Source organism: Phyllobacterium sp. 628 (genome assembly GCF_014189505.1).
In the GTDB taxonomy this organism is placed as follows: Bacteria; Pseudomonadota; Alphaproteobacteria; order Rhizobiales; family Rhizobiaceae; genus Phyllobacterium.
This window is the reverse complement of the sequence record NZ_CP050301.1, coordinates 1,710,517-1,735,374: the sequence shown is the minus strand read 5'-3', so window position 1 is coordinate 1,735,374 and position 24,858 is coordinate 1,710,517. Positions and strand designations below refer to the sequence as shown.

Sequence of the window (24,858 nt, the reverse complement as noted above, 5' to 3'; positions counted from 1 at the left end):
CATGATCGCCCTGCCCTTTCTGAAAAGTGCTTCACCATCGCTGCAGGGCGAGCGGCTTTATTTGCGCGCACCGCAAATATACGATTATCGGGCCTGGGCAAATCTGCGTGCGCAAAGCAGGGATTTTCTGACGCCCTGGGAGCCTCTCTGGGCCGATGATGATCTGGAAAGAAGTTCCTTCCGCCATCGGATCCGTCACTACGACGAGGAAGCGGCGGCGGGGACAGCCCATCCCTTTTTTCTTTTCCACAACTCCGATTCCCGCCTGCTCGGTGGAATCACACTTGGAAATATCCGGCGCGGTGTCGGCCAGAACGGTATGATCGGGTACTGGACCGGGGCGCCCTATGCCGGGCAAGGCTTTATGCGGGAGGCACTTGGCCTGCTGATAACCCATGCATTTACCAAAGTACGGTTGCACCGGCTGGAAGCCGCCTGTATTCCATCCAATGAAAGATCGATCCGCCTTCTCGAAAAAGCCGGATTTCAGAGGGAAGGACTGCTACGCTCCTACCTTAAAATAAACGGTATGTGGCAAGACCATCTGCTCTTCTCGATGATAGAAGACGATGTACGACGCTAAATAAATAAAGGTTGTATCCGTGGCATCATTGATCGGGCATCTGCTGAAAGGCTTATCGAGGATTTTTGTCCTCATCTTTTTGATGATATCCATGCTGTCAGCAGCAAACGCCTTTGAAACCATCAAGATCACCAAGGAAAGCACCGCACTCGATCTGTCCAAAGCCGTCGAGATTTACCGGAATCAGGGTGAAACCTTTCAGATCTCCACGGCTCCCGGCACCGATGGCATTGTCCGCCGCATTGAAGTGCAGGCCAATGACAGCCGCTCCACTGGTGACTGGGCTGCATTTTCACTGGCAAATCCAACCGATGAGCAGATTGACCGCCTGATCGTCGCGCCGCATTTCCGCCTCGTCGGGTCCGGGTTTGTCTGGCCTGATCTGGGTTCAACGCGTATTACCTCCATTACACCGAGTGAAGGCTTCGCGCTCGACCGGCAAGCCAGCGAAGATGCCGATATTTTCCTCGTCACGCTCAACCCCGGATCAGTCATAACATTCGTTGCTGAACTGGCTTCACCGAACCTGCCGCAGGTCTATGTGTGGGAGCCCAATGCCTATAAAGATACGGTCAATTCCTACACGCTTTACCGCGGAATCCTGCTGGGCATTGCCGGCCTGTTGGCGCTGTTCCTGACAATCCTTTTCGTTGTCAAAGGGACTTCACTGTTCCCGGCTACCGCTGCCCTCGCTTGGGCCGTTCTTGCCTATATCTGTGTGGATTTTGGCTTCTGGAACAAACTGATAGAGATAACACCCGGCAACGAGCAAATGTGGCGGGCAGGCACCGAAGTGGCGCTTGCCGCAACGTTAGTGATCTTCCTTTTCACCTATCTCAATCTGAACCGATGGCACGATAATTTCAGCTACGGCGCGCTGACATGGATTCTCGGCCTCGGTATTCTTTCCGGCGTGGCGATTTTTGATCCGCCGATTGCTGCGGGTATTGCACGTTTCTCGTTTGGATTGACGATTATCTCCGGCATTGTCCTGATCGGCTTCTTCTCGTTCCGAAGTTACGATCGGGCAATCATGCTGATACCGACATGGCTTCTCTTGTTGGTCTGGTTGACCGGCAGCTGGTTGACGGTTTCGGGTATTCTTTCCAACGATATTGTCCAGCCTGCGCTCGGCGGCGGCCTCGTGCTTATCGTCCTTCTCATCGGTTTTACTGTCATGCAGCACGCCTTCTCTGGCGGCGCCCTGCAACAGGGTTTGTTTTCCGATGTGGAGCGGCAGGCGCTGGCGATCATCGGTTCCGGCGACATTGTCTGGGATTGGGATGTGCCACGCGACCGTGTTGTCACGACACCCGATCTGACAAATTTCCTTGGAGCATCCGCAAGTTCGCTGCATGGCGCCGTGCGGAACTGGCTGCCCACTCTGCATGCGGACGACCGTGATCGTTTCCGCACCACGCTCGATGTCATTCTTGAGAACCGCCGTGGACGGATTTCCCAAACATTCCGTCTGCGCGCCAATGACGGTCATTACTACTGGTACACGCTGAAAGCCCGTCCTGTCATCGGTTCTGATGGAGAAATCGTCCGCTGTGTGGGCACGCTTATCGACGTGACCGAGCAGAAGAAGGCTGAAGAACGCCTGCTGCATGATGCGGTGCACGACAATCTGACCGGTTTGCCCAATCGCGAACTGTTTCTCGACCGTCTCGGTTCCGTCATCACCATGGCGCAGACCGAAAGCAAGATTCGCCCGACTGTGTTCATCATCGATATCGACCGGTTCAAACAGGTCAATGACGGGCTCGGTATGTCAGCCGGTGATACGTTCCTGTTGACCGTCTCACGGCGTCTGCATCGCTTGCTGCGCCCGCAGGATACGCTCAGCCGCCTTTCCGCAGATCAATTTGGACTTATTCTGGTGTCCGAGGTCGAGCCTGCAAGGATTGCAGCATTCGCCGAAGCTGTGAAACAGGCGATCCGGGCGCCTATCGCCTTTGCCAAGCGCGAAATCGTACTGACCGCGTCACTCGGTTTGATTACCTGGACGAGCGGCAGTTCGGCCTCGCCAGAAGATTTGGTGAAAGACGCCGAGCTGGCCATGTTCCAGGCGAAACGCTTTGGCGGAGACCGCATCGAGCCGTTCCGACCTGCATTTCGTGCCGTTGGCAGTGACAAGCTGCAACTGGAGTCTGATCTTCGCCGTGCTCTGGAGCGTCGCGAAATCCATATCGCCTACCAGCCAATCGTCCGGCTGGAAGACAATACGATCGCCGGTTTCGAAGCGCTCATGCGCTGGGATCATCCGCGACGCGGTTCCATTCCGCCATCAGAATTCATTCCCATTGCCGAAAGTTCCGGCCTGATCGTGCAGCTCGGCCTGTTTGTCATGCAGCATGCTGCGCAAGATCTCGTGAACTGGCAGCGCACTCTTGGCGCGTCGCCGCTGTTTGTTTCGGTGAATATTTCCAGCAGCCAGCTGATCCGTCAGGATCTGATTGATGACGTGCGCTCTGTCCTGACGCAGACACAGATTGATCCTGCCAGCCTGAAGCTTGAGCTCACCGAGTCTCTTATGATGGAAAATCCGGAGCGCTCCGCGCATGTGCTTTCAGGCATCAAGGCCATGGGCGTGGGTGTTTCGCTGGATGATTTCGGCACCGGTTACTCATCCCTGTCCTATCTGACCTCCTTCCCCTTCGACATGATCAAGATTGACCGGTCGTTCCTCAAAGCCGAACAACCACAAAAGGTAACGTTGCTGCGCTCCATGATCAGCATGGCCCATGATCTCGGCTTGTCGGTTGTCACCGAAGGCATTGAAAACGAGAGCGATGCACTGCAATTGCGTCAGATGGGATGTGAATATGCCCAGAGTTTCATGTTCAGCCCGCCATTGACACTCGACGTCGCAACGAAGCTGCTGCGCGAGCAGTTCCAGCAGTCAAAAGCTTCATAGAATGAAATAGTCAGGCGTGCCCGGCCACTGTGGCCAGCCGCGACGGATCAACGCCCATATGGGCAAGAAGCCGGTCATATTTGCTTTCGAGGTCCGTATCGAAGAGCAAATCCTGCGGCGCCTGACACGTCAGCCAGCCATTGTTGGCAATCTCGTTTTCCAGTTGTCCCGACGCCCAGCCGGAATAACCAAGCGTCATCAACGCACGGCGCGGTCCGCGCCCGCCGGAAATGGCCCGCAGAATATCAACCGTTCCGGTGAGGCAAATTTCTTCCGATACTGGCATGGTCGAGTCAGTCAGATAATCGTCAGAATGCAGAACAAAGCCCCGCCGCATTTCTACAGGCCCGCCATTGCGCACAATGAAGTCACGGGTGCAGTCCGGCAGCATGATGGCCTGATGTTCATCAAGAACGCCAAGCTGCACGAGAATGTCTGAGAATTCCATCTCTTGCGAACGGTTGATCATCAGCCCCATCGCACCTTTTTCCGAGTGCGCGCAGATGTAAACGACGGAGCGTGCGAAGCGGCTGTCTTCCATTCCCGGCATCGCGAGAAGGAACTGACCATTCAGAAATCCGGTCTCTTTGTTCGCCGTTCTGAAAATCTCCATCGAATAAAGGTATCAAGGATTACGCAAATGACAACGCCTTTGCGTAAGGAATTACAAATTGGAGCCAAATTTGCGACTTTGGTATTATTCAATAACATCGCTCTCACACAGAAATGATGAGCAATTTCCTGTACATCCTTGATAAGGCCCAAAAGGCCTGCAATTGTCCGCCGATGAAAAAAACCGTGTCCGTCATTTTTGCAGTCACTGTCTCTGCCCTTGCGTTTGTTTCACCGTCCCTAGCGGGAAATTCCGAGTGGACGAAAACACCCGGCGGCAGTGTTCGGCTGATTGTCGATAACCCGGAAAAAGGTGCTACGGAAGTGCGCGGTGCAGTCCAGATCAATCTTGATCCAGGCTGGAAGACCTATTGGCGTGAACCCGGTGATGCGGGCGTGCCGCCGGAGCTCGCTTTGACGCAATACGGCAATATCAAGAGCTATTCCCTGGGTTTTCCGGCACCGCACCGGTTTGAAGACGGCGGATCCAAATGGGCCGGCTACAAGAAATCTGTTGCTTTACCCGTTATTCTTACGCTTACTGACCCTTCAAAGCCCGCTCAATTGAAAGGCCATGCCTTTCTGGGCATTTGTGAAGCGATCTGCATTCCGGTGACGGCTGAGTTCAATATTCCAATCGACAACAACCCATCCGATGCGTTGACCAAGACACTGGTCTCCGATGCATTTTCTGCCCTTCCGGAAAAGGCATCTGCTGCGTTTGGCATCAAAAGTGCGGTGCGCAAGGATGATCACGTCAAAGTCACGGTTCAACTTCCAGAAAATGAGCCGCAAGCTGATCTGTTTGTCGCCGGCGAAAGCGGCGTGACATTCGGCATGGCAAAAATGAAGACCCGTGAAGCAAACAGCGCCGTGTTCTCCATTCCGGTTCTGACGGGTAAAGACAAAAAATCGGTAACGTTGAATTATACACTGGTACAGGGCGAAAAGGCCGTTTCAGGCAAGCTCGATGCGCAGGAATAGCGGGACCGCTCTCGACTTTTCCCGCATCACGCCCTATTTGCCATAGGTCTCAATTCCTCATTTCATCAGGAGCCAATTCATGACAATCAAGGTAGGCGAGCGTTTGCCAGACGCCACGTTCAAGACGAAATCCGATGACGGTGTCAGCGAAGTACGTTCCGACGCTCTGTTCAAGGGCAAGAAGGTCGTCCTCTTTGCTGTTCCCGGCGCTTTTACCCCAACCTGCAGCATGAACCACCTGCCGGGCTATCTGGAAAACCGCGATGCGATTTTGGCAAAGGGCGTCGATACGATTGCCGTTGTTGCCGTGAATGATCCGCACGTGATGGGCGCATGGGCCAAAGCCACCAATGGTGAAGGCAAGATCGAGTATCTGTCCGACGGCAATGCGACCTTCACCAAGGCAGTCGGCCTTGATATCGATCTTGCAGCAGGCACGATGGGTGTGCGCTCCAAGCGCTATTCCATGCTGGTTGAAGACGGCGTGGTCAAGGAACTCAATATTGAGGATTCGCCCGGTCAGGCAGTGACCTCGAGCGCCGCCACTCTGCTTGGTCAACTCTAAGAAGTTTCAAGATACGCTATCTGGAAAGGCCGGTTTTACCGGCCTTTTTCAATTTCGGCTCAAGGTTTGCGCTTGAATGGCGCCATGCCCGCACGGGCCAATTCATCGGCCCGTTCATTTTCCGGATGACCCGCATGGCCTTTGACCCAATGCCATACAACCTTGTGGCGCTTACGGGCTTCATCAAGGGCCTGCCACAACTCGGCGTTCTTCACCGGCTTCTTGGCGGCGGTTTTCCAGCCATTGCGCTTCCAGCCTTCAATCCAGCCGGAAATGCCATCACGCACATAGACAGAGTCCGTGTAAAGATCGACCGAACACGGCTCTTTCAATGCATTGAGCGCTGCAATCGCCGCCATCAACTCCATGCGGTTGTTGGTCGTGTCGGCTTCACCGCCTGAAAGTTCTTTCTCGTTGTCGTTCCAGCGTAAAACAGCGCCCCACCCGCCGGGGCCGGGATTGCCGGAACATGCACCGTCGGTAAAAACCTGAATTGACTTCACGATGCTGCGCCCGCCGGAATGAGACCATACTCCTCCGCAGATTTGATCTGTCGATGGAAGCGCATGCGCCGGACATATTCCATCGGATCCTTCTTCACGACAAAGCTGCCTTCTGGAACATTCAGCCAGTCGTATAGCCGGGTCAGCATAAACCGAAGTGCGGAGCCCCGCGCGAGGATTGGCAGGCTTGCCGCTTCCTCCGCAGACAATGGACGCACGGAATTATAGCCATGCAACAGCGCAGTTCCCTTCGTCAGATTGAACGAATGGTCCTTTTCAAAGCACCAGGCATTGAGACACACCGCTACGTCATAAACGAGCAGATCGGTACAGGCGAAATAGAAATCGATCAGCCCGGAAAGGCCATTACCGAGGAAAAAGACGTTATCCGGGAAAAGATCTGCATGGATAACACCTGTCGGCAGATGCGTTGGCCAGTTCGTTTCAAAGAAAGCAAGATCGGCTTCGGTTTCTTTCGCCAGTCCGGGTTCAACCCGGTCAGCATTGTCTTTTGAATTGTTCCATAGCGGCCGCCAGCCATCGACAGAAAGCGAATTCTTGCGGCGCATCGGGAAATCCTCCCCCGCCACGTGCATGCGCGCCAGCGCCTCGCCAAGGGCGTGGCAATGCTGAACAGTTGGCCTGCGCATCCACATACCTTCAAGGAACGTGACGATTGCGGCAGGACGTCCGGCGAGTTCACCGATGCTTGAACCACTCTTCTGAACGACGGGAAGCGGACAACTGATGCCCTTGCCGGCCAAATGCTGCATCAAACCAAGAAAGAATGGCAGATCGTTGCTGTTCACCCGCTTCTCATAAAGCGTCAGGATGAATGAACCGGCACTCGTATGCAGCAGATAATTGGAATTCTCGACGCCCTCGGCGATGCCCTTGTAGGAGCGTAATTCACCAATGTTGTAGTCTTTGAGAAAATGCGCGAGATCGGTTTCGTTGATATCTGTATAAACGGCCATAATCAGTGGCTTCCGTTGACAAAAGCCATGTCGCCCGTGGTGAGTTCCACATCACGCAGATCACGCATGACGTGAAAATTCTCGGTCTCAATGGTTGTCTCGGCAAGTTCGATCGACACGGAATAGCGCTCCGAAAAGGACTGGATGATTTCATCAACGATAATTTCCGGCGCCGAGGCACCGGCGGAAAGGCCAACGGTGGAAATATCACCGATTTCACTCCAGTCGATATCCGCAGCGCGCTGGACCAGAAGCGATTGCACGGCGCCGGAACGCTCAGCAACCTCAACCAGCCGCTTCGAATTGGACGAATTGGGTGCACCGACCACAAGAAAAAGATCGCAACCCGGCGCCGCAGCTTTCACCGCATCCTGACGATTGGTCGTGGCATAGCAGATGGATTCCGCGGCTGGCGCTGTCAGATCAGGAAACCGCTGCTGCAGCACCGCAATAATGCCCGCCGTGTCGTCAACGGACAGCGTTGTCTGTGTGACAAAACCCAGATTTTTTGCATCTTCCGGCTGATAGCGCTCGGCGTCTTCAATGGTCTCGATCAAGGTAACAGCACCCTCCGGCAATTGCCCCATCGTCCCGATGACTTCAGGATGGCCGGAATGGCCGACCAGAATGACGTGCCGTCCTAGCCGCTGATGGCGCATGGCCTGCTTGTGCACCTTGGAGACAAGCGGACAGGTCGCGTCGAGATAGAAGAGTTTCTTGTGTTCCGCATCTTCAGGCACCGATTTCGGTACCCCGTGCGCAGAGAAGACCACGGGCTGGCTGCGATGCTCTGCCGGAATTTCGTCGAGTTCTTCGACGAAAACGGCACCCCGCGCCTGCAGCCCCTGAACCACATAGCGATTGTGAACAATTTCATGGCGGACATAGACCGGTGCGCCATACTTCTTCAGCGCCAGAACCACGATCTGAATAGCGCGATCCACCCCGGCGCAAAACCCGCGCGGTCCGCAGAGGCGGATTGTCAGTGGTTTCTTGTCAGCCATGGTCAAAGGTCTCGCGGAAGTCGAAGTATTGGGCATGCCCATGGAATTGGGCGGCAATCAGCCGGAAGTCAAGTCCGAAGGATCAGTTTGTGGCTTGTTGTCCCGCTTTCGCCGGGTCAGAACAATCACAACAATGGCCACCAATGTCACGGCCAAGCCGTACCAGGTCACCGCATATTGCAGATGGCTGTTCGGCAGATCGATGATCGTCACCCCGCCAATAGGAAAGCCACCGGGATTGGGGGTTTTGTCCGCATCAATGAAGAACGGCACCAGCTTGTCAGCAGTGATCCCGGCCTGCGCTGCCATCACCGGCAAATCTTTCCAGAAATAGATATTCTTGGCGAGATCATTATCAGGAAGGATCGACGATGGTTTTCCCGGAAGCGGGTTGCGTGCAAGACCAGTGATCGTTACCTGGCCAGCAACCTCGCCTTGCGGACGCTTTGCCGGATCCTTTTGATCATAGGGTACAAAACCGCGATTGATGAAAACGGCCCGCCCATCGTCTAGCTGCAAAGGCGTATAGATGAAATACCCGGAATAACCCTCGTAGGTCGCAAAGAAATGCCGCTCGCAATCATTGAGCAACGTTCCCGTAACGGTGACGGGGCGGTATTCAACATCACGCTCACCTGCCCATATTTTCTCCACTTGCGGCAACGGCAAGGGATCCGAATGGGTACGCTCATTAATCGTCGCCAGCAGTGCTTCTTTCCACTGCAGACGTTCAACCTGCCACGTACCGAGTGCAACAAGAATGACAAAAAGGATTGTACTGAGGATCAGGGTGATCCACGGAAAACGGTGACTCTTCGCTGGCATGGCTGTGTCACTCATGAGCAGGCGTATCAAGGCGACCTTCCGCAGCCTTATTCCTGTACTGGAGCGCGATCAGAACACCCTTCATCCAGCGCAATGCAATTAGGCATAAGACCAGCGCCAAGGGAATCCATAAAATAAAATGTATCCAGAGCGGAGGGTCAAAAGTGACTTCCATCCACAGGGCGAGGCCAACAACGATAAACCCGATCAGCAGCATAACCAGAACCGCAGGACCATCGCCCGAATCGATAAAGGAATAATCGAGACCACAGCTGGAGCATTGTTTGGCCGGTGTCAGAAAACCGTCAAACAGTTTCCCCTGCCCGCAACGGGGACAGCGCGCCTTGACGCCCGCCGCGAAAGGGTCGACTGGCGGGTAGAGGGCCTTGTCTTCATTCATGGGTTGATCTCGATCGGTGTTCCGTCCTGGACCAAAGTCCAGATTTCATCCATTTCGCGATTAGTGACGGCAATGCACCCGTCTGTCCAGTCGATAAGTTGAAGCAGCCAGCCCCACCAGCCATAGCCATTGGCCGCACCATGGATCATGATCATGCCGCCGGGCGGCACGCCCATTGACTTGGCCGAGGCCACATCGCGCGTATTGGGATAGGAAATGTGGATGGACTTGTAAGCCATGCTCTTGGGGTTACGCCAATCAAGGGTGTAACGGCCTTCGGGCGTCCGTTCGTCACCCTCCCAGCGTTTGTGTCCTTCCGGGCGGGCACCGAGTGCAATTGTATATTCCCTGACCACTGCATCACCGGAAAGCAGTTGCATCCGGCGTTCAGCCTTCTCCACCCTTACCAGATCGATCTTGCCATCGGCCGCCTGCGCCAGCGTTGCGACGAATGGCGAAAGGATAACGAGGCAAGCTGAACGAATGGCGTTACGTGTGATCATGCCAAATGCATCGCGCAGGATTGTGCCTAAAGCATGAGGGTGGCCATGTTTCCATGACCGCCCCCAAAAATTCAACTGTTGTTGACCTATTCGACTGCCATCGGTGCGCCCCATGAGGCCCAAACGTAGATCGAGAAGAACAGGAACAGCCAGACAACGTCCACGAAATGCCAGTACCAGGCAGCAGCTTCGAAGCCGAAATGCTTCTGCGGGGTGAAGTCACCGCGCATGGAGCGCAGCAGGCAAACCAGCAGGAAGATCGTGCCGATAATGACGTGGAACCCGTGAAAACCCGTGGCCATAAAGAAGGTCGCGCCATAGATCGAGTCTTTGAACGCGAACGGTGCATGCACGTACTCGTAGCCCTGTACGAAGGAAAAGAGCATGCCGAGCATCACAGTCAAAGTCAGACCGGTAATCAAGCCCTTACGGTCCTTGTGGATCAGCGCATGGTGCGCCCAGGTTACCGTCGTACCGGATAGTAGCAGGATGATCGTATTGTAGAGCGGCAGGTGCAACGGGTCGAGAACCTCAATGCCCTTGGGCGGCCAAATACCACCCGTGAAGGCGGTGCGGGCAACCTGCTCTACTTCTGCCGGGTAAAGACTGGCATCGAAGAACGCCCAGAACCATGCAACGAAGAACATGACTTCCGATGCGATGAACATGATCATGCCGTAGCGCAGATGCAAAGAAACCACGCGGGTATGGTGACCTTCCTTGCTCTCCTTGATCGTATCCGACCACCAGCCGAACATGGTGTAGAGCACGATGGCAAGACCGATCAGGAACAGCCACGGCTGTGCCAGATTATGCCCGAACAGCGGCAGTTCACCGCCATTGTGATAACGCATGTAAGCAATACCACCGATGGCCATGACAAACGCACCGACCGAGCCAAGGAACGGCCAAGGGCTTGGGTCGATAATATGGTAGTCGTGGTTCTTTTGGTGCGCTTCGGCCATTTTAACCCCCGCAAGTTCTGTTCATCTGTTTAGCCGCTGACGGATCGTCAGAGCAAGTTTAGAGCTGTCCTGATGCCTTGTCTTTCTTCACGTCCGCACTGGCAGCAACTGGTGCCGGCATCGCGATTGGAAAGAATGTATAGGACAGGGTGATGGTATTGACGCCCTTGAGTTCAGGCGAGTTGACGATATCCGGATCGACAAAGAAAACGACCGGCATCTGCATGTCTTCGCCCGGCTTCAAAACCGTATCGGTGAAGCAGAAGCATTCAACCTTGTTGAAATAGGCACCCGCAGCTTGCGGGGTCACGTTGAACGCAGCACGTCCAGCGGTTGGCTTGTCCAGAATGTTCTTTGCTTCGTAATGAATGAGCTTGGTTTCACCAATATTCATCGTCACGTCACGCTGCACCGGTTTGAACTGCCATGGCAATCCATCCGAGGTATTTGCGTCAAAGCGTACGGTGATCTTCTTGTCGAGGATCGTATCCGACATCTGCTCAACACGCTGCGTCGTACCGCCATATCCTGTGACCTGACAGAACATCGCGTAGAGGGGGACGGCGGCAAAAGCCATGCCGACCATACCAAAGAAAAACGCCAGGCACGAAATCGCAATCGTCGTATCGGAAACACGGCGTTTCACCGGTACCGGCTCCCCTGCATCTGGTGTCTGGTTTTCCATCGGATCACTCATCACATTTGCCGGTCGAGAATTCTTGCGCCGAGTTTGGCCCAGGTGCCGACATAGACAAGAATAACAAAAGCGGCCAATGCCAAAGCCAGCGCAATCGAGCGGCTGCGCTGCGCCCGCTTCTGCTTCGGTGTCAGTGTAACGCGATCATCGCTCATGTCAGGCACCTGCCAGTAAAAGTGCTTTGCGCACAAGAATCTCGCCGAGAAGCACGGCATAGAGGCTGAAAAGATAGAAGATCGAGAAGGCAAACATCTTCTTGGCCGGTTTGATCATCGGCGCGCCGACCGGCGCACGCCAAACAACCCATGCATAGAAAATGAACAGGGCACCGACGGCAATCGAAAATACGCCGTAGACACTACCGGCAAATCCCATGACCCAAGGCAGGACGGCAACCGGAGCAACCAGAAGCGTATAGAGGAATATCTGGAATTTTGTCGATGCCTCGCCCCAGACATTGGGCATCATCGGGATCTTGGCCTTTTCATAATCATCGGACATGAACAGCGACAGCGCCCAGAAATGCGGCGGCGTCCACAGGAAGATGATGAGGAAAAGGACAACGCTTTCGATGCTGACCGAGTTGGTCACCGCAGCCCAGCCGATCATCGGAGGAAATGCACCTGCAGCACCGCCAATGACAATGTTTTGCGGCGTCGAGCGCTTCAGCCACATTGTATAAATGACGGCATAAAAGAAAATCGTGAAGGCCAGCAGGAAAGCCGCCAGTTCATTGACGAAAAGGCCCATCGTGACAACGGAGAAAGCCGACAGCAGCAGACCGAAGGTCAGCACTTCTTCACGGCTAATCCGGCCAGCAGGAATAGGCCTGTTGGCAGTGCGCTTCATGACCGCATCGATATCGGAATCGTACCACATATTCAGCGCGCCGGATGCGCCTGCGCCAACAGCGATGCAAAGAATGGCGATAACGCCGAGAATTGGATTGATATGGCCCGGTGCGGCCATCAGGCCGACAAAGCCGGTAAACACCACCAGCGACATCACACGCGGCTTGAGCAACGCAATATAGTCCGATGCATTGGCTTCTGACAGCTCAATGACGGTATCTACAGTTGCATTTTTCTCAATCAGGGACATTCGCTCAGTCTTGTTTCTATCGTAGCATTTTGAAGAAGCCCGGACCGCTGAGTGCAGCGGTCCGGAGTTTTATGGTCTTACTTGATACGTGGAAGCTGTTCCCACTGATGGAAGGGCGGAGGTGAAGACAACTGCCATTCGAGAGTGGTCGCACCTGGACCCCAAGGATTGGCACCGGCTTCACGCTTCTTGGCAAAAGCTTCGAAGACGCCGAAGAGGAAGATCAGGACAGCAACACCGGAGATGTAGGAACCGATCGACGACACTTCGTTCCAGCCTGCAAATGCATCGGGATAGTCGATGTAGCGACGCGGCATGCCAGCAAGGCCAAGGAAATGCTGCGGGAAAAACACCAGATTAACGCCGATGAACATAACCCAGAAATGTGTGTGGGCGATGGTGTGGTTATACATGTAACCGGTCATCTTCGGGAACCAGTAGTACCAGCCCGCGAAAATACCGAACACAGCACCCAGCGACAGCACGTAATGGAAGTGTGCAATCACATAGTAAGTATCATGCATAGCGCGATCGAGACCGGCATTGGCGAGCTGCACGCCCGTCACACCACCAACGGTGAACAGGAAGATGAAGCCAATTGCCCAAACCATAGGCGGTTTGAATTCGATCGAACCGCCCCACATCGTGGCAATCCATGAGAAGATCTTCACGCCTGTTGGAACAGCGATAACCATCGTTGCGAAGACGAAATAGCGCTGCGTGTCGAGCGACAGACCCACGGTATACATATGATGCGCCCAGACGATGAAGCCGACAACACCAATCGCGACCATCGCGTAAGCCATTCCGAGGTAACCGAAAATCGGCTTGCGCGAGAATGTCGAAACGATGTGGCTGACGATGCCGAACGCCGGCAGGATCATGATGTACACTTCAGGGTGACCGAAGAACCAGAACAGATGCTGGAACAGGATCGGGTCGCCGCCGCCTTCAGGAGCGAAGAACGTCGTTCCGAAGTTACGGTCGGTCAGCAGCATGGTAATGCCACCTGCCAAAACAGGCAGAGCCAACAGCAGCAGGAATGCGGTGATCAATACCGACCAGGCAAACAACGGCATCTTATGCAGTGTCATGCCGGGTGCACGCATGTTGAAGATCGTGGTGATGAAGTTGATCGCACCCAGGATCGAAGAGGCACCGGCAATGTGCAGCGACAGGATAGCAAAATCCATCGCAGGACCGGGCTGACCCGATGTCGAATAGGGCGGATAGATCGTCCAGCCACCACCCGTACCGTAACCACCGGCAGGACCGGGGACGAACATCGACAAAAGCAGTAGAAGGAGCGCAGGCGGGAGCAGCCAGAACGAAATGTTGTTCATGCGCGGGAAAGCCATGTCAGGCGCACCGATCATGATCGGCACCATCCAGTTGGCAAAACCACCGATCAGCGCAGGCATGACCATGAAGAAGATCATGACCAGACCATGTGCTGTCGAGAACACATTGTACATCTGCTTGCCACCATCGATGGCGGCATCACCCTGGAAGCCGTAAACCATCGACGCAAGACCACTGAATATCTGGATGCCGGGCTGTTGCAGCTCGGCACGCATAGCGATCGAAAGGCTGCCACCGATGATACCGGCAATGATCGCGAAGATCAGATAGAGCGTGCCGATATCCTTGTGGTTGGTCGAATAAACCCAGCGCGTCCAGCCTGTCGGCTTGTGAGCGGCATGGTCATCGTGAGCTGCAGAACCTGCCATCAAAGTGCTCCCGTTCCTCAATAATTCGCGTTACCGGCTTAGTTGCCAGCTACGGATACATTCTTGTTTGTTTCGATTGCTGCAGTGAGCGCCTTGTAAGCACCCGGCAGGTCTTTTCCAGCTGAAGCGAACCAAGCATCATACTGGCTCTGCGAAACAACGTGGATCGCGATCGGCATGAATGCGTGATCCTTGCCGCAAATCTGCGAGCACTGACCGTAATACATGCCTTCCTTGTCTGCCTTGAACCAAGTCTCGTTGCTGCGACCTGTGACGGCATCCATTTTCACGCCGAATGCCGGCATCGAGAAGGAGTGGATCACGTCGGCGCCGGTAACGAGCAGACGAACAGTCGTGTTCACAGGAACAACCATCTCGTTGTCGACGGCCAGCAGCCGTGGATAAGCCTTGCGGTCTTCTTTGCCTGCAGCTGCACGGTCAGTGTCTTTGAGCATAACGGAGTCAAACGAAACAGGCGCATCAGCCTGGTACTCATATCCCCAGTACCACTGGTACCCCGTAGCCTTGATCGTCATCTTGGCTTCTTCCGGCGAGTACTGCGCCGTCAAAAGCTGAAAGGATGGAATTGCCAGGAACAGAAGAATAACCACGGGACCGACAGTCCAGACAACCTCTACGGCCGTGTTGTGGCTGGTCTTTGACGGAACAGGGTTGCGACTGGCGCGATAACGCACCATCACCCAGGCCAGAAGGGCCATCACGAACAGTGTAATCGGGACAATGAACCACAATGTGTAGCGCTCGAACCAGATGATCTGCTCCATGATGGCAGAACCAGCAGGCTGGAACGTCATCTGCCAAGGCTCGGGCTGCGCAGCATATGCAGTACCGGCACTCAACAGGCCACCCAGGACACCCATCAGCGTGACAATATTCTTCTTCACCTAGAAATCTCCCGAATGAAGCTTCAATTCCATACGTTAATACCGGGCGTTAGGATGGCCCGGTCATATGCCGCGTTCAAATCACACATTAGCCCACATCGCAAGGAAGGCGAACGTGATGTCGTGCGGCATTTTTGCGCGCAGCTTGCCGTCTGTGGATGACAGCATCTTGTAAACATGCATCTTTTTTAGCATTCGCAGCGGTTTTACTGCATACAGAACCGGATGGCTCACAATCCGGCCATTTTTGCGCTACAGGACAGATAGTAGAACCGCTGTATGCTGGGGAGTGTTTCAGCGGCATTCTTTTCATCCGGGCTGTGGCGGTTTAACGTCTGGATGATTCGTTTTGGAGCCTACATGTCCTCTTTCGCGCTACGTAGCATCGCCCTTGGTCTGCTCTCTCTCTCGTTTGCCGGTTTTTCCGGCGGTGCGATGGCAGCGCAGCAAAGCGGCACCGTCAAATCCACCCACGGCGCATGGTCCATCCTTTGCGATACACCAGCGGGCGCAAAATCAGAGCAATGTGCGCTGATTCAGAATGTCGTGGCGGCTGACCGCCCCGAGATGGGTCTTTCGGTTGTGGTTCTCAAAACCGCCGACAACAAAGCGAAAATCCTGCGCGTGCTGGCACCCCTCGGTGTCCTCTTGCCAAATGGCCTTGGGCTGAACGTGGACGGCAAGGATATCGGCCGCGCCTATTTCGTTCGCTGCTTTGAAGATGGCTGCTACGCTGAAGTCATTTTAGAAGATCAGCTGGTCCAGACCTTCAAAACCGGCAAAGCCGCGACCTTCATCGTTTTCCAGACACCGGAAGAAGGTATCGGCATTCCCGTCGAACTCAATGGTTTTGGCGAAGGTTTCGACGCTCTTCCCTGAGCTTTCAACAAATTATCAGTTGTCGCGGGCCGGGCGAGGCCCTACATCCGCTTCACAGATATCTGAACGGATGAACAACCATGAAAAGCCTGATCGACAGTTTTGACGCTCCACGCGAAAAAATCCTCGAAACCGTCAAGCAAAGCCTTGATGGCGCCGATGATGGCGAGCTTTTCATCGAATATCGAGAATCGGAAGGCCTGAGCTTCGACAATGGCCGCCTGAAGAATGGTACTTTCAATCAAGACCAGGGTTTTGGTTTGCGGGCTGTGGCCGGTGAAGCAGTCGGTTACGCCCATGCGGGCGAGCTTTCGCTTGGCGCGCTCAAGCGCGCTGCGGACGCAGCGTCAGCTGTGCGCACCGGATACACGGGTGCTTACACCGCTGCGCCTCCCGGAACGAACCGTAGCCTTTATGGCGATGAAAACCCCATCGGTTCACCCAGTTTTGAAGCCAAGGTGCATTTGCTGCAGGAAATCGATGCTTATCTGCGGGCCAAAGATCCCAAGGTGCGGCAGGTTTCGGTTTCGCTGGCCGGATCATGGCAGCAGGTGGAAATCCTGCGCGCCGACGGTCATTTTGTCCGTGATATCCGGCCAATGGTTCGTCTCAATGTTTCTGTGGTTGTCGGCGACGGCGACAGGCAAGAAAGCGGTTCGTACGGCGCTGGCGGACGTAAGGGCTTTGGTGAATTCATTACCACAGAGAAGTGGCAGCACGCGGCCGACGAGGCGTTGCGTCAGGCACTGGTCAATCTGGAAGCGATCCCTGCCCCGGCCGGAACATTTGATATCGTCCTGTCCAATGGCTGGCCGGGTGTGATGCTGCACGAGGCAGTCGGTCACGGTCTTGAAGGCGACTTTAACCGCAAGAAGACATCAGCATTTGCCGGGCTGCTGGGCCAAAAAGTTGCGTCCAAAGGTGTGACGGTTGTCGATGACGGCACGATTTCCGAACGTCGCGGCTCCCTGACAGTCGATGATGAGGGCATGCCGACCAACAAGACGGTCCTCATTGAGGACGGTATTCTCGTTGGCTACATGCAGGACCGGCAGAACGCCCGTCTGATGGGTATGCAGCCAACCGGCAATGGACGGCGCGAATCCTATGCCCATGCGCCGATGCCACGCATGACCAACACCTATATGCTCGATGGCGACAAAACACCGGAAGAAATCATCGCTTCGGTCAAAAACGGTATCTATGCCGTTTCATTCGGTGGCGGTCAGGTCGATATTACCTCCGGCAAATTCGTCTTTGGTTGCACCGAAGCCTACATGATCGAGAACGGCAAGATCGGCGCGCCGGTCAAAGGTGCAATGCTGATTGGCAATGGTCCCGATGCCATGCAACGCATCTCGATGATCGGCAACGATCTGCAGCTTGATACCGGGATGGGCAATTGCGGCAAGGGCGGGCAATGGGTGCCTGTCGGCGTTGGCCAGCCACATCTGCGTATGGACCAGATGACTGTGGGTGGAACGGCGGTCTAACCGCCCTTCCCTATTTCTTCGACAACAGGACTACCGTTTCAACGTGCGATGACCAGAGGAACTGGTCAATCGGCACCACGCGGTCAATCTTGTACCCACCTTTGACGAGAATGCTGAGGTCGCGACCCAAAGTAACCGGGTTGCAGGAAACAGCAGCAACTTTCGGTACCGATGATTTGGCGATCTCGATGGCCTGTGCTTCGGCACCGGCACGCGGCGGGTCAAAGACGAGACCGGTGAAGGGCGCCAGTTCGCGTGCCAGAAATGGCCTGCGAAACAGATCACGGCGCTCGACACTGACTGGTTTCAGTCCCTGCACATGGCGCGCACCACGATCCAGCGCATCGAGCGCCATCTGATCACTTTCCACCGCGTGGACTGAGGATTTTTCCGCAATTCTGAAGGCAAATGTGCCGGATCCACAGAACAGATCGATGGACTTCTTGGCTTTGCCGAGATGCGCCGCTACCAGCGCCGACATCGCTTCTTCAGCCTCTGCCGTTGCCTGCAAAAATCCACCGGGCGGAATAAAAACCGGCACCTTGCCGAAATGCACCATCGGCTTTCTTGGTTCGACGATGATTTCACCCTCGAAGCTCAACCGGGCGAAACCTTTTTTGAGCACGAGAGTCGTGAGAGCCTGCCGTTTGGCAGAATCCGGCGCCCCACATCCTGAAGCGGTGATGTCGAGCCCTGAAGTCGTTGCCGTAACAGTCAGTTTGAACGGCTTCATGCCACCGCCAAGAACTGCAACAAGATCGCGCAGATCATCCAGACGCGAGACAATCTCGGGGACAGTCACCGCACATTCTGTAATATCGATCAACTCATGGCTTTGATGCCTGTTAAAGCCAAGCACAGCGCCATGCTCGCTGGTGCGAACAGCAAAAACCGCGCGACGGCGGGTTTGCGGCGCACAGGCGAACAGCGGATCAAGTTTGAACTGCAAGCCGCGGCCACCAAGGGCTTCCTGAACCAGTAAGCGCTTCCAGTCCTGATAGGCACTCTCCTGCCAATGCTGCAAAGCACAACCACCGCACTCTTCGAAATGACGGCAGGCAGGTTCGATACGCTCCGGCGATGCTTCAAGCAAAGCCATCATCGTTGCGCGGCCATTTTCCAGCGCGACATTGGCAATTTCGCCCGGCAAAGAGAAAGGTACGTAGGCGCTGCCTGCCGCCGTTGCGGCAATGCCATCGCCACCGGCGCCCATCCGCTCAATTGTTACGCGCGTGCTCATCAGCTCTTCAATCTTTTCTCTTCAAACCGGCCAGAAGATATTCGCGATTGCCATCGCCGCCCTCTATGGGCGAAGGGCATAGCCCCAGAACTTTCCAGCCCGGCAATCCATCCAGCCAGTTCCTTAGAGCATTTGCAACGCGTTCGCCATCCATTGGATCGCGTAAAATGCCGCCCTTGCCAATCGCCTCACGCCCGGCCTCGAACTGCGGTTTGACCAGAAGAACACAGTGGCTGCCCGGCTCTGCCAATTCCAGTGCTGGTGGCAGGGCGAGTTTCAGTGAAATGAAACTGACATCAGACACCACCAAATTGATCGTTCGACCGCCGAGATGATCACGAGATAGCTCGCGCGCATTCAGCGCCTCCAGATTGGTAACCCGGGAATCAGTGCGCAAACTGGGGTGGAGCTGGTCATGGCCAACATCGACGGCCGTAACATGCACCGCTCCGCGCTCAAGCAATACTTGCGTAAATCCGCCGGTTGAGGCGCCAATGTCCAACGCCGAGACACCATTCGCATCAATGGAAAAATGATCGAGCCCGGCGATCAGCTTCAACGCCGCACGCGAAACATAGCCGCTTGCCGGATCATCAACGGTGATGACGGCAGCGTCACCAAAGGTAGCTCCGGGCTTGGTTATGATGGATCCTTCAACGGTCACTGTGCCGCGCACAATGGCATCGCGCGCCCGCGAACGGCTGGCAAACTGACCCTTTTCTACAAGTAACTGATCCAGACGCATCACAGACATGCCGGCTCAGGCGCGAGCCGGAGCGGCCAGATACTCGCGGCCAAGAGCACCAAAAACAGCCTGAATGATGCCTGCGCTATCAAGTCCGGAACGCGCATACATGGCTTCCGGCTTGGCATGATCGAGATAAACATCCGGTAGTGTGAGTGCGCGCACCCGCAAACCATGATCCAGAAGAGCATCGCGGCTGAGAAAATGCAGTACGTGCGAGGCAAAGCCGCCTATTGCGCCCTCTTCCACAGTCACAAGGACCTGATGCTCACGCGCCAGACGGCGAATCATGTCCTCGTCGAGCGGCTTGGCAAAACGGGCATCGGCAACAGTCGTCGAAAGTCCTGCGGCATCAAGCTCATCGGCAGCAGCCAAACATTCCTGCAAGCGCGTGCCAAAAGACAAAAGCGCAACTTTTGACCCTTCGCGGACAATCCTGCCCTTGCCAATCTGAAGTATTTGGCCCCGCTCCGGCATATCGACACCAACGCCATCACCCCGGGGATAACGGAAGGAAATTGGGCCTTCATCATACTCTGCGGCTGTGCGCACCATATGGCGCAATTCCGCTTCGTCCGACGCCGCCATAACGACAAAGCCCGGCAAAGCTGCAAGAAAACCCGTATCGAAAGAGCCTGCATGGGTGGCACCATCGGCACCCACAAGCCCTGCCCGGTCGATCGGAAACCGAACCGGCAGGTTCTGCAACGACACATCGTGCACGACCTGATCATAGCCGCGTTGCAGGAAGGTCGAATAGATTGCCGCAAAGGGCTTGAAGCCTTCCGTTGCCAATCCTGCGGCAAATGTCACTGCATGTTGTTCAGCAATACCGACATCAAAAACCCGGCTGGGAAAAGCTTCACCAAAGAGATCGAGCCCTGTACCGCCCGGCATGGCGGCAGTGACAGCAACGATTTTGTCGTCGTGCCGCGCTTCTTCAATCAGGCTTGTCGCGAAGACTTTGGTATAGCTCGGCGCATTGGCAGGCGGTTTGGCCTGCGCACCGGTGATCACATCGAACTTGTTGACACCATGATATTTGTCGGCAGCCGCTTCAGCCGGGGCGTAGCCTTTGCCCTTTTGCGTAACCACATGAATGAGCACCGGGCCATCCATCGTATCGCGGACGTTTTTCAGAACTGGCAGGAGATGGTCCAGATTGTGCCCGTCGATGGGCCCGACATAGTAGAAGCCCAGCTCTTCGAACATCGTGCCGCCGGTCCAGAAACCCCGGGCATATTCTTCCGAAAGGCGGGCTTTTTCCTGCAGGAATTTCGGCAGTTTCTTGGCAAGCTGTTTGGCTGTTTCGCGGAACGAACGGTAGGTCTTGCCTGAGACCAGGCGGGCCAGATAAGCGCTCATCGCACCCGTCGGCGGCGCAATCGACATGTCGTTGTCATTGAGAATAACGACAAGCCGCGCATCGAGCGCGCCGGCATTGTTCATCGCTTCGTAAGCCATGCCCGCTGACATGGCGCCATCGCCGATCACCGAAATCACATTGCGCTTGATGCCGGAAAGATCACTTGCCACCGCCATACCCAATCCGGCTGATATGGATGTGGACGAATGCGCCGCGCCGAAGGGATCATATTCACTTTCGCTGCGCTTGGTGAAACCGGAGAGACCACCCTCCTGCCGCAGGGTGCGGATACGGTCGCGCCGACCGGTCAGAATCTTGTGCGGATAGGCCTGATGGCCGACATCCCAGATAACCCTGTCATGCGGTGTATCAAAAACATGATGCAAGGCGACGGTTAGCTCGACGACACCCAGTCCGGCACCAAGATGGCCGCCCGTGGTGGAAACCGCATCAACCAGTTCCATGCGCAATTCCTGCGCCAGCTGTGGCAAGTCCGATTCCGGCAAATGGCGCAAATCCGAGGGGATTTTAACGCAATCAAGCAGCGGTGTTTCAAAATTCTTGGCCAAAGCACAGGTTCCAGTTCCAAGGTCAAATCTTGCCAGAGGGCTGGCGCCGTTTCCTAGAGGAATTCCAGTCAAGCAGCAAGAAAAACAGCTTTCTCCCCGCCCATGTCAATTTTCAGGCAGTGGTATAAATTCTTCTTCGTCGCCCGGCACGATATCGAAGCGGCCTGAGCGCCATTCTTCCTTCGCCTGTTCGATCCGCTCTTTCGATGATGAAACAAAGTTCCACCAGATATAACGCTTGGACGGCAACGTAGCGCCGCCAAACAGCATGAAATGCGCGCCTTGCGGTGCCGAAATGATAATCTCGTCGCCTGCCCGGAACGCCAGCAGGCGATCCGCCGGAAAGCTTTCGCCAGCAATTTCCACGGATCCGTCCAGTGTATAGATGGCGCGCTCCTCCGCAGCATCCGCCGGTATCTGGATATGGCCGCCGGGCTGCAGGCGGATATCAACATACAGCGTTTCGGCATGCTGTTTGACCGAAGAACCAACACCATGGAACGTGCCCATGACAACACGGCCTTCAAAACCGGCTTCGTGCAAAACCGGCAGGTCACCCGCTCCGGTATTGGCAAAGGTTGGATCAATTTCTTCAAGATGATCAGGCAGCGCCAGCCAGGTTTGCAAACCCGATATGGGCAAGGGCTTGGTGCGCAACTCTTCCGGCGAGCGCTCGGAATGGACGATGCCGCGGCCTGCCGTCATCAGATTAACGTCCCCGGGGCGAATGACCATTTCGGTGCCAAGGCTATCGCGGTGGCGGATATTGCCATCGAAGAGATAGGTTACCGTTGAAAGACCGATATGCGGATGCGGGCGCACGTCGAGCGCGTCGGTGGGACGCAAGATCGCGGGGCCCATACGGTCGAAGAAAATGAACGGGCCAACCAGGCGGCGCTTGGCTGTTGGCAAGGCGCGGCGAACCTGCAAGCCGCCAACATCGCTCGTGCGCGGAATGACCAGCGTTTCTATGGAATCAACCGCAGTTGCATCGCCGGGTTCCGGGTCTTTACCGGGAAAAAAGCTCATCAACACCGCTCCGTTTCAACAGAACCGTATGATAGCTTTTCGCAGCAGGTCTGAACAGCGCGCTCTATTCCGGATCGAGCGGCTCGGTACCCACTGGCTGGCCATCGCGGCCCAGACGGATTTTCTCCACCTTATCTTCGGCGGCGCGCAGCAGCGTATCGCAATGTTTCTTCAATGCTTCGCCGCGTTCATAAATACGGATTGACTGCTCAAGCGGCACATCGCCGCGCTCAAGATCATCAACGATCTTTTCCAGCTGATCGAGTGCCTGCTCGAAGCTCATGGCGGCGATATCGGAATTGGTCTGCACGTCAGCCATGGTTTCAACCTTTCATCAAACGTTGGATATGCGCGCCTGCGGAAAGCGACATTCCCTTGAGGTCGTAGCCCCCTTCCAGCAGGCTGACAAGCCGGTTCGATGCATACTTCCCAGCTCTTTCCAGCAAAACGCCGGTCGCCCAGTCAAAATCATCCTCATCCAGATTGATCTCAGCCAGCGGATCACGGTGATGCGCGTCGAAGCCAGCCGAAATGATGATCAGATCCGGCTTGAAACGATCAAGGGACGGCAAAATGCGCGAATTGAAGGCCTCGCGGAAATCATCGCTGCCGGTCTGGGGAGCAAGAGGCGCGTTGACGATATTCCCCGCGCCAATTTCGTCTTTCGCACCTGTTCCGGGATAGAGCGGCATCTGGTGCGTTGAACAATAGAGCACCGAAGGGTCGTCCCAGAAGATATCCTGCGTGCCGTTGCCGTGATGCACGTCCCAATCAACGATAGCCACGCGCTCGGCGCCGTGGGCCTTTTGGGCATGGCGCGCCGCAATGGCCGCATTGTTGAACAGACAGAAGCCCATCGCCCGGTCCCGTTCCGCATGGTGCCCCGGGGGACGCGAGGCAACGAAGACATTGTCGGCCCTGCCCGCAAAAACATCATCCACCGCCGCATTGGCTGCACCGATGGCAGTCAGCGCCGCCTCCCAGCTTTTGGGACTGACTGACGTGTCCGCATCAACCCGCGTGATTCCCTCATCCGGAATGGCTTGCCGCACCCGCTCAAGGTAGTTTTCCGGATGGGCATAGAGGATTGTTGCTTCATCCCCGAGCGGCGCAAGAATGCGGTCCAAAGGATCAAATGCGTCGCTCTCCAGCACCTTGTTGAGGGCGCGCAAACGGTCCGGCCTTTCGGGATGACCGGTTGGCGTCAGATGTTCAAGATAGATCGGATGCGAATAAAGACGGGTGACCATATCGGCTTTCTGCAACGGGGTTGAATATCCGCACAGCCTCACGGCCGCGCCGATGGAATTTGCATCAAGCCTCAAGCTCAGCACAAGAGGCAAAAGCGCGAACGGGCTTTATTGCAGCAATCTCGATCCGGTATCGCCCCTCAGTCTTGATGTAAATCCGGCGGGATTTATCAAAACACCAACCAATGTCTAATTGACGATTACCTCCTCAATGTAGGAATATTATCCTTTTAAGGATAGTATTCATGACATTATCAGGTGACCCTTCTCCCAGAAATCTCCGCCTTCAATGGCACATTTCCGCCAACGACCTTCAGCTGAAGGCACTCAAAGCCGCTCCATTCAGTGAGGCCCGCCGTGAGCAATACCGGCAGCTTGAGCATGAACGCGCATTGCTACTGGCTGAGCTTAAGCTTGGGGCGGAAGTGGATCTGTTGCGGAAGTTTGATCCTGATCAGCCGCGCGTTCCTGCTGGTAATCCAGATGGGGGACAGTGGACGGGTGGTGGGGCTGGGAACGACGGCACTCTCTCTATCGACGATCCATATGGGGCTCAGTCTTACCCCGGCGTTGCAAAGCCATTTGTCAACGTTAAGCCGTTGATTAATATGGGACGTGCATTCTTTCGACGAACCACTCCAGCATTTCGCGCGTTGGACTCCCTTATCCAACTCCTTCCCGATCCTGAGCTTGCCCTTCCTCTTCACGAGGCACTTAATCAATACAACACTGCTGTTGCACAAAACGACAGCGACAGTGTCGCCGCAATTAGCTTTCGCGCTTGGGGATTTGAACAAACCAAAACGCCAGAAAAAGTTCTGGCAACCACAAAAGAGCTGGCACGAGATGACGTCGGAAGACTTTGTCCAAAATACTGGACTGTGCAGACGCAAACAGACCTTGCGGCCTTCTCGGCTGGATCTGTTGCAAATTATTATTCACCAGCCACCTACGGAACCGCTGTGCATAGCCGCCTTGAACATCAAATAAAATCGATGAACGATCCGATTTAA

The 24,858-nt window shown here is 55.2% G+C and carries 26 protein-coding genes; 7 read left to right on the top strand and 19 right to left on the bottom strand.

The window, feature by feature from the left end; genetic code table 11:
* Position 1 precedes the first annotated feature (1 nt).
* A complete protein-coding gene (locus HB779_RS10115) occupies positions 2-583 on the top strand; it encodes a GNAT family N-acetyltransferase (protein ID WP_188345572.1) in 582 nt (193 codons plus the stop codon).
* An 82-nt stretch (positions 584-665) separates the two neighbouring features.
* On the top strand, positions 666-3,503 hold the full coding sequence (locus tag HB779_RS10110; RefSeq protein ID WP_244642604.1) for an EAL domain-containing protein: 2,838 nt from the start codon (positions 666-668) through the stop codon (positions 3,501-3,503).
* Between the two features lie 10 nt (positions 3,504-3,513).
* Here HB779_RS10110 and HB779_RS10105 read toward each other — a convergent pair whose 3' ends face one another.
* The gene (locus HB779_RS10105) at positions 3,514-4,116 is read right to left on the bottom strand and encodes a YqgE/AlgH family protein (RefSeq protein ID WP_188345570.1); all 603 of its coding nucleotides are present in this window, start codon (positions 4,114-4,116) and stop codon (positions 3,514-3,516) included.
* Positions 4,117-4,301: 185 nt separating this feature from the next.
* Here HB779_RS10105 and HB779_RS10100 point away from each other — a divergent pair, with 185 nt between their 5' ends.
* Positions 4,302-5,099: a protein-disulfide reductase DsbD domain-containing protein gene (locus tag HB779_RS10100; protein WP_188345569.1), complete on the top strand. Its 798-nt coding sequence runs from the start codon at positions 4,302-4,304 to the stop codon at positions 5,097-5,099.
* A 79-nt stretch (positions 5,100-5,178) separates the two neighbouring features.
* Positions 5,179-5,664 (top strand): peroxiredoxin, encoded by a 486-nt coding sequence (locus tag HB779_RS10095; RefSeq protein ID WP_188345568.1) that lies wholly within the window; start codon positions 5,179-5,181, stop codon positions 5,662-5,664.
* A 59-nt stretch (positions 5,665-5,723) separates the two neighbouring features.
* Here the strand turns inward: HB779_RS10095 and rnhA are convergent, their stop codons facing one another.
* From rnhA to coxB, 12 genes are all read right to left on the bottom strand, one after another.
* Positions 5,724-6,167 carry a ribonuclease HI gene (gene rnhA / locus HB779_RS10090; protein ID WP_188345567.1) on the bottom strand — a complete coding sequence of 148 codons (444 nt, stop codon included), beginning with the start codon at positions 6,165-6,167 and terminating at the stop codon, positions 5,724-5,726.
* Positions 6,164-7,144, bottom strand: a complete 981-nt coding sequence (locus tag HB779_RS10085; RefSeq protein WP_188345566.1) for a homoserine kinase — start codon at positions 7,142-7,144, stop codon at positions 6,164-6,166. Before HB779_RS10085 ends, rnhA begins: the two co-directional genes overlap by 4 nt.
* 2 nt (positions 7,145-7,146) lie before the next feature.
* Positions 7,147-8,148: a 4-hydroxy-3-methylbut-2-enyl diphosphate reductase gene (gene ispH, locus HB779_RS10080; protein ID WP_371823903.1), complete on the bottom strand. Its 1,002-nt coding sequence runs from the start codon at positions 8,146-8,148 to the stop codon at positions 7,147-7,149.
* A gap of 57 nt (positions 8,149-8,205) precedes the next feature.
* Positions 8,206-8,988 (bottom strand): SURF1 family protein, encoded by a 783-nt coding sequence (locus tag HB779_RS10075; RefSeq protein WP_188345564.1) that lies wholly within the window; start codon positions 8,986-8,988, stop codon positions 8,206-8,208.
* Positions 8,981-9,373, bottom strand: a complete 393-nt coding sequence (locus tag HB779_RS10070; RefSeq protein ID WP_188345563.1) for a DUF983 domain-containing protein — start codon at positions 9,371-9,373, stop codon at positions 8,981-8,983. The genes HB779_RS10075 and HB779_RS10070 overlap by 8 nt, the downstream gene beginning before the upstream one ends.
* Positions 9,370-9,876, bottom strand: coding sequence for a murein L,D-transpeptidase family protein (locus HB779_RS10065; protein WP_188345562.1), 507 nt, complete (start codon positions 9,874-9,876; stop codon positions 9,370-9,372). The genes HB779_RS10070 and HB779_RS10065 overlap by 4 nt, the downstream gene beginning before the upstream one ends.
* Before the next feature lie 86 nt (positions 9,877-9,962).
* Entirely contained in the window at positions 9,963-10,841 is an 879-nt protein-coding gene (locus HB779_RS10060) for a cytochrome c oxidase subunit 3 (RefSeq protein ID WP_188345561.1), read from the bottom strand.
* Between the two features lie 58 nt (positions 10,842-10,899).
* The gene (locus tag HB779_RS10055; RefSeq protein WP_244642514.1) at positions 10,900-11,538 is read right to left on the bottom strand and encodes a cytochrome c oxidase assembly protein; all 639 of its coding nucleotides are present in this window, start codon (positions 11,536-11,538) and stop codon (positions 10,900-10,902) included.
* Positions 11,538-11,693: a hypothetical protein gene (locus HB779_RS10050; protein ID WP_188345560.1), complete on the bottom strand. Its 156-nt coding sequence runs from the start codon at positions 11,691-11,693 to the stop codon at positions 11,538-11,540. The genes HB779_RS10055 and HB779_RS10050 overlap by 1 nt, the downstream gene beginning before the upstream one ends.
* Position 11,694: 1 nt before the next feature.
* The gene (gene cyoE / locus HB779_RS10045; protein ID WP_188345559.1) at positions 11,695-12,639 is read right to left on the bottom strand and encodes a heme o synthase; all 945 of its coding nucleotides are present in this window, start codon (positions 12,637-12,639) and stop codon (positions 11,695-11,697) included.
* Positions 12,640-12,716: 77 nt separating this feature from the next.
* The gene (gene ctaD, locus HB779_RS10040) at positions 12,717-14,369 is read right to left on the bottom strand and encodes a cytochrome c oxidase subunit I (RefSeq protein WP_188345558.1); all 1,653 of its coding nucleotides are present in this window, start codon (positions 14,367-14,369) and stop codon (positions 12,717-12,719) included.
* Positions 14,370-14,407: 38 nt separating this feature from the next.
* The gene (coxB, locus tag HB779_RS10035; RefSeq protein ID WP_188345863.1) at positions 14,408-15,250 is read right to left on the bottom strand and encodes a cytochrome c oxidase subunit II; all 843 of its coding nucleotides are present in this window, start codon (positions 15,248-15,250) and stop codon (positions 14,408-14,410) included.
* 384 nt (positions 15,251-15,634) lie between these two features.
* Here coxB and HB779_RS10030 point away from each other — a divergent pair, with 384 nt between their 5' ends.
* Together HB779_RS10030 and tldD are read left to right on the top strand one after the other, a co-directional pair.
* Positions 15,635-16,153, top strand: coding sequence for an invasion associated locus B family protein (locus HB779_RS10030; protein WP_244642513.1), 519 nt, complete (start codon positions 15,635-15,637; stop codon positions 16,151-16,153).
* Positions 16,154-16,233: 80 nt separating this feature from the next.
* A complete protein-coding gene (gene tldD, locus HB779_RS10025) occupies positions 16,234-17,646 on the top strand; it encodes a metalloprotease TldD (protein WP_188345556.1) in 1,413 nt (470 codons plus the stop codon).
* Between the two features lie 10 nt (positions 17,647-17,656).
* On the opposite strand, the gene HB779_RS10020 is transcribed toward tldD, so the two are convergent.
* From HB779_RS10020 to HB779_RS09995, 6 genes are all read right to left on the bottom strand, one after another.
* Entirely contained in the window at positions 17,657-18,886 is a 1,230-nt protein-coding gene (locus tag HB779_RS10020) for a class I SAM-dependent RNA methyltransferase (RefSeq protein WP_188345555.1), read from the bottom strand.
* 7 nt (positions 18,887-18,893) lie between these two features.
* Positions 18,894-19,640, bottom strand: coding sequence for a TlyA family RNA methyltransferase (locus HB779_RS10015; RefSeq protein WP_244642512.1), 747 nt, complete (start codon positions 19,638-19,640; stop codon positions 18,894-18,896).
* Positions 19,641-19,646: 6 nt separating this feature from the next.
* Positions 19,647-21,566 (bottom strand): 1-deoxy-D-xylulose-5-phosphate synthase, encoded by a 1,920-nt coding sequence (gene dxs / locus HB779_RS10010; RefSeq protein WP_244642511.1) that lies wholly within the window; start codon positions 21,564-21,566, stop codon positions 19,647-19,649.
* 105 nt (positions 21,567-21,671) lie between these two features.
* Positions 21,672-22,595, bottom strand: a complete 924-nt coding sequence (locus HB779_RS10005; protein WP_188345554.1) for a pirin family protein — start codon at positions 22,593-22,595, stop codon at positions 21,672-21,674.
* 64 nt (positions 22,596-22,659) lie between these two features.
* Positions 22,660-22,914 carry an exodeoxyribonuclease VII small subunit gene (locus HB779_RS10000; protein WP_188345553.1) on the bottom strand — a complete coding sequence of 85 codons (255 nt, stop codon included), beginning with the start codon at positions 22,912-22,914 and terminating at the stop codon, positions 22,660-22,662.
* 4 nt (positions 22,915-22,918) lie between these two features.
* On the bottom strand, positions 22,919-23,845 hold the full coding sequence (locus tag HB779_RS09995; protein ID WP_188345552.1) for a histone deacetylase family protein: 927 nt from the start codon (positions 23,843-23,845) through the stop codon (positions 22,919-22,921).
* Positions 23,846-24,090: 245 nt separating this feature from the next.
* Here HB779_RS09995 and HB779_RS09990 point away from each other — a divergent pair, with 245 nt between their 5' ends.
* Complete coding sequence (locus HB779_RS09990) at positions 24,091-24,858, top strand: hypothetical protein (RefSeq protein WP_188345551.1); 768 nt, start codon at positions 24,091-24,093, stop codon at positions 24,856-24,858.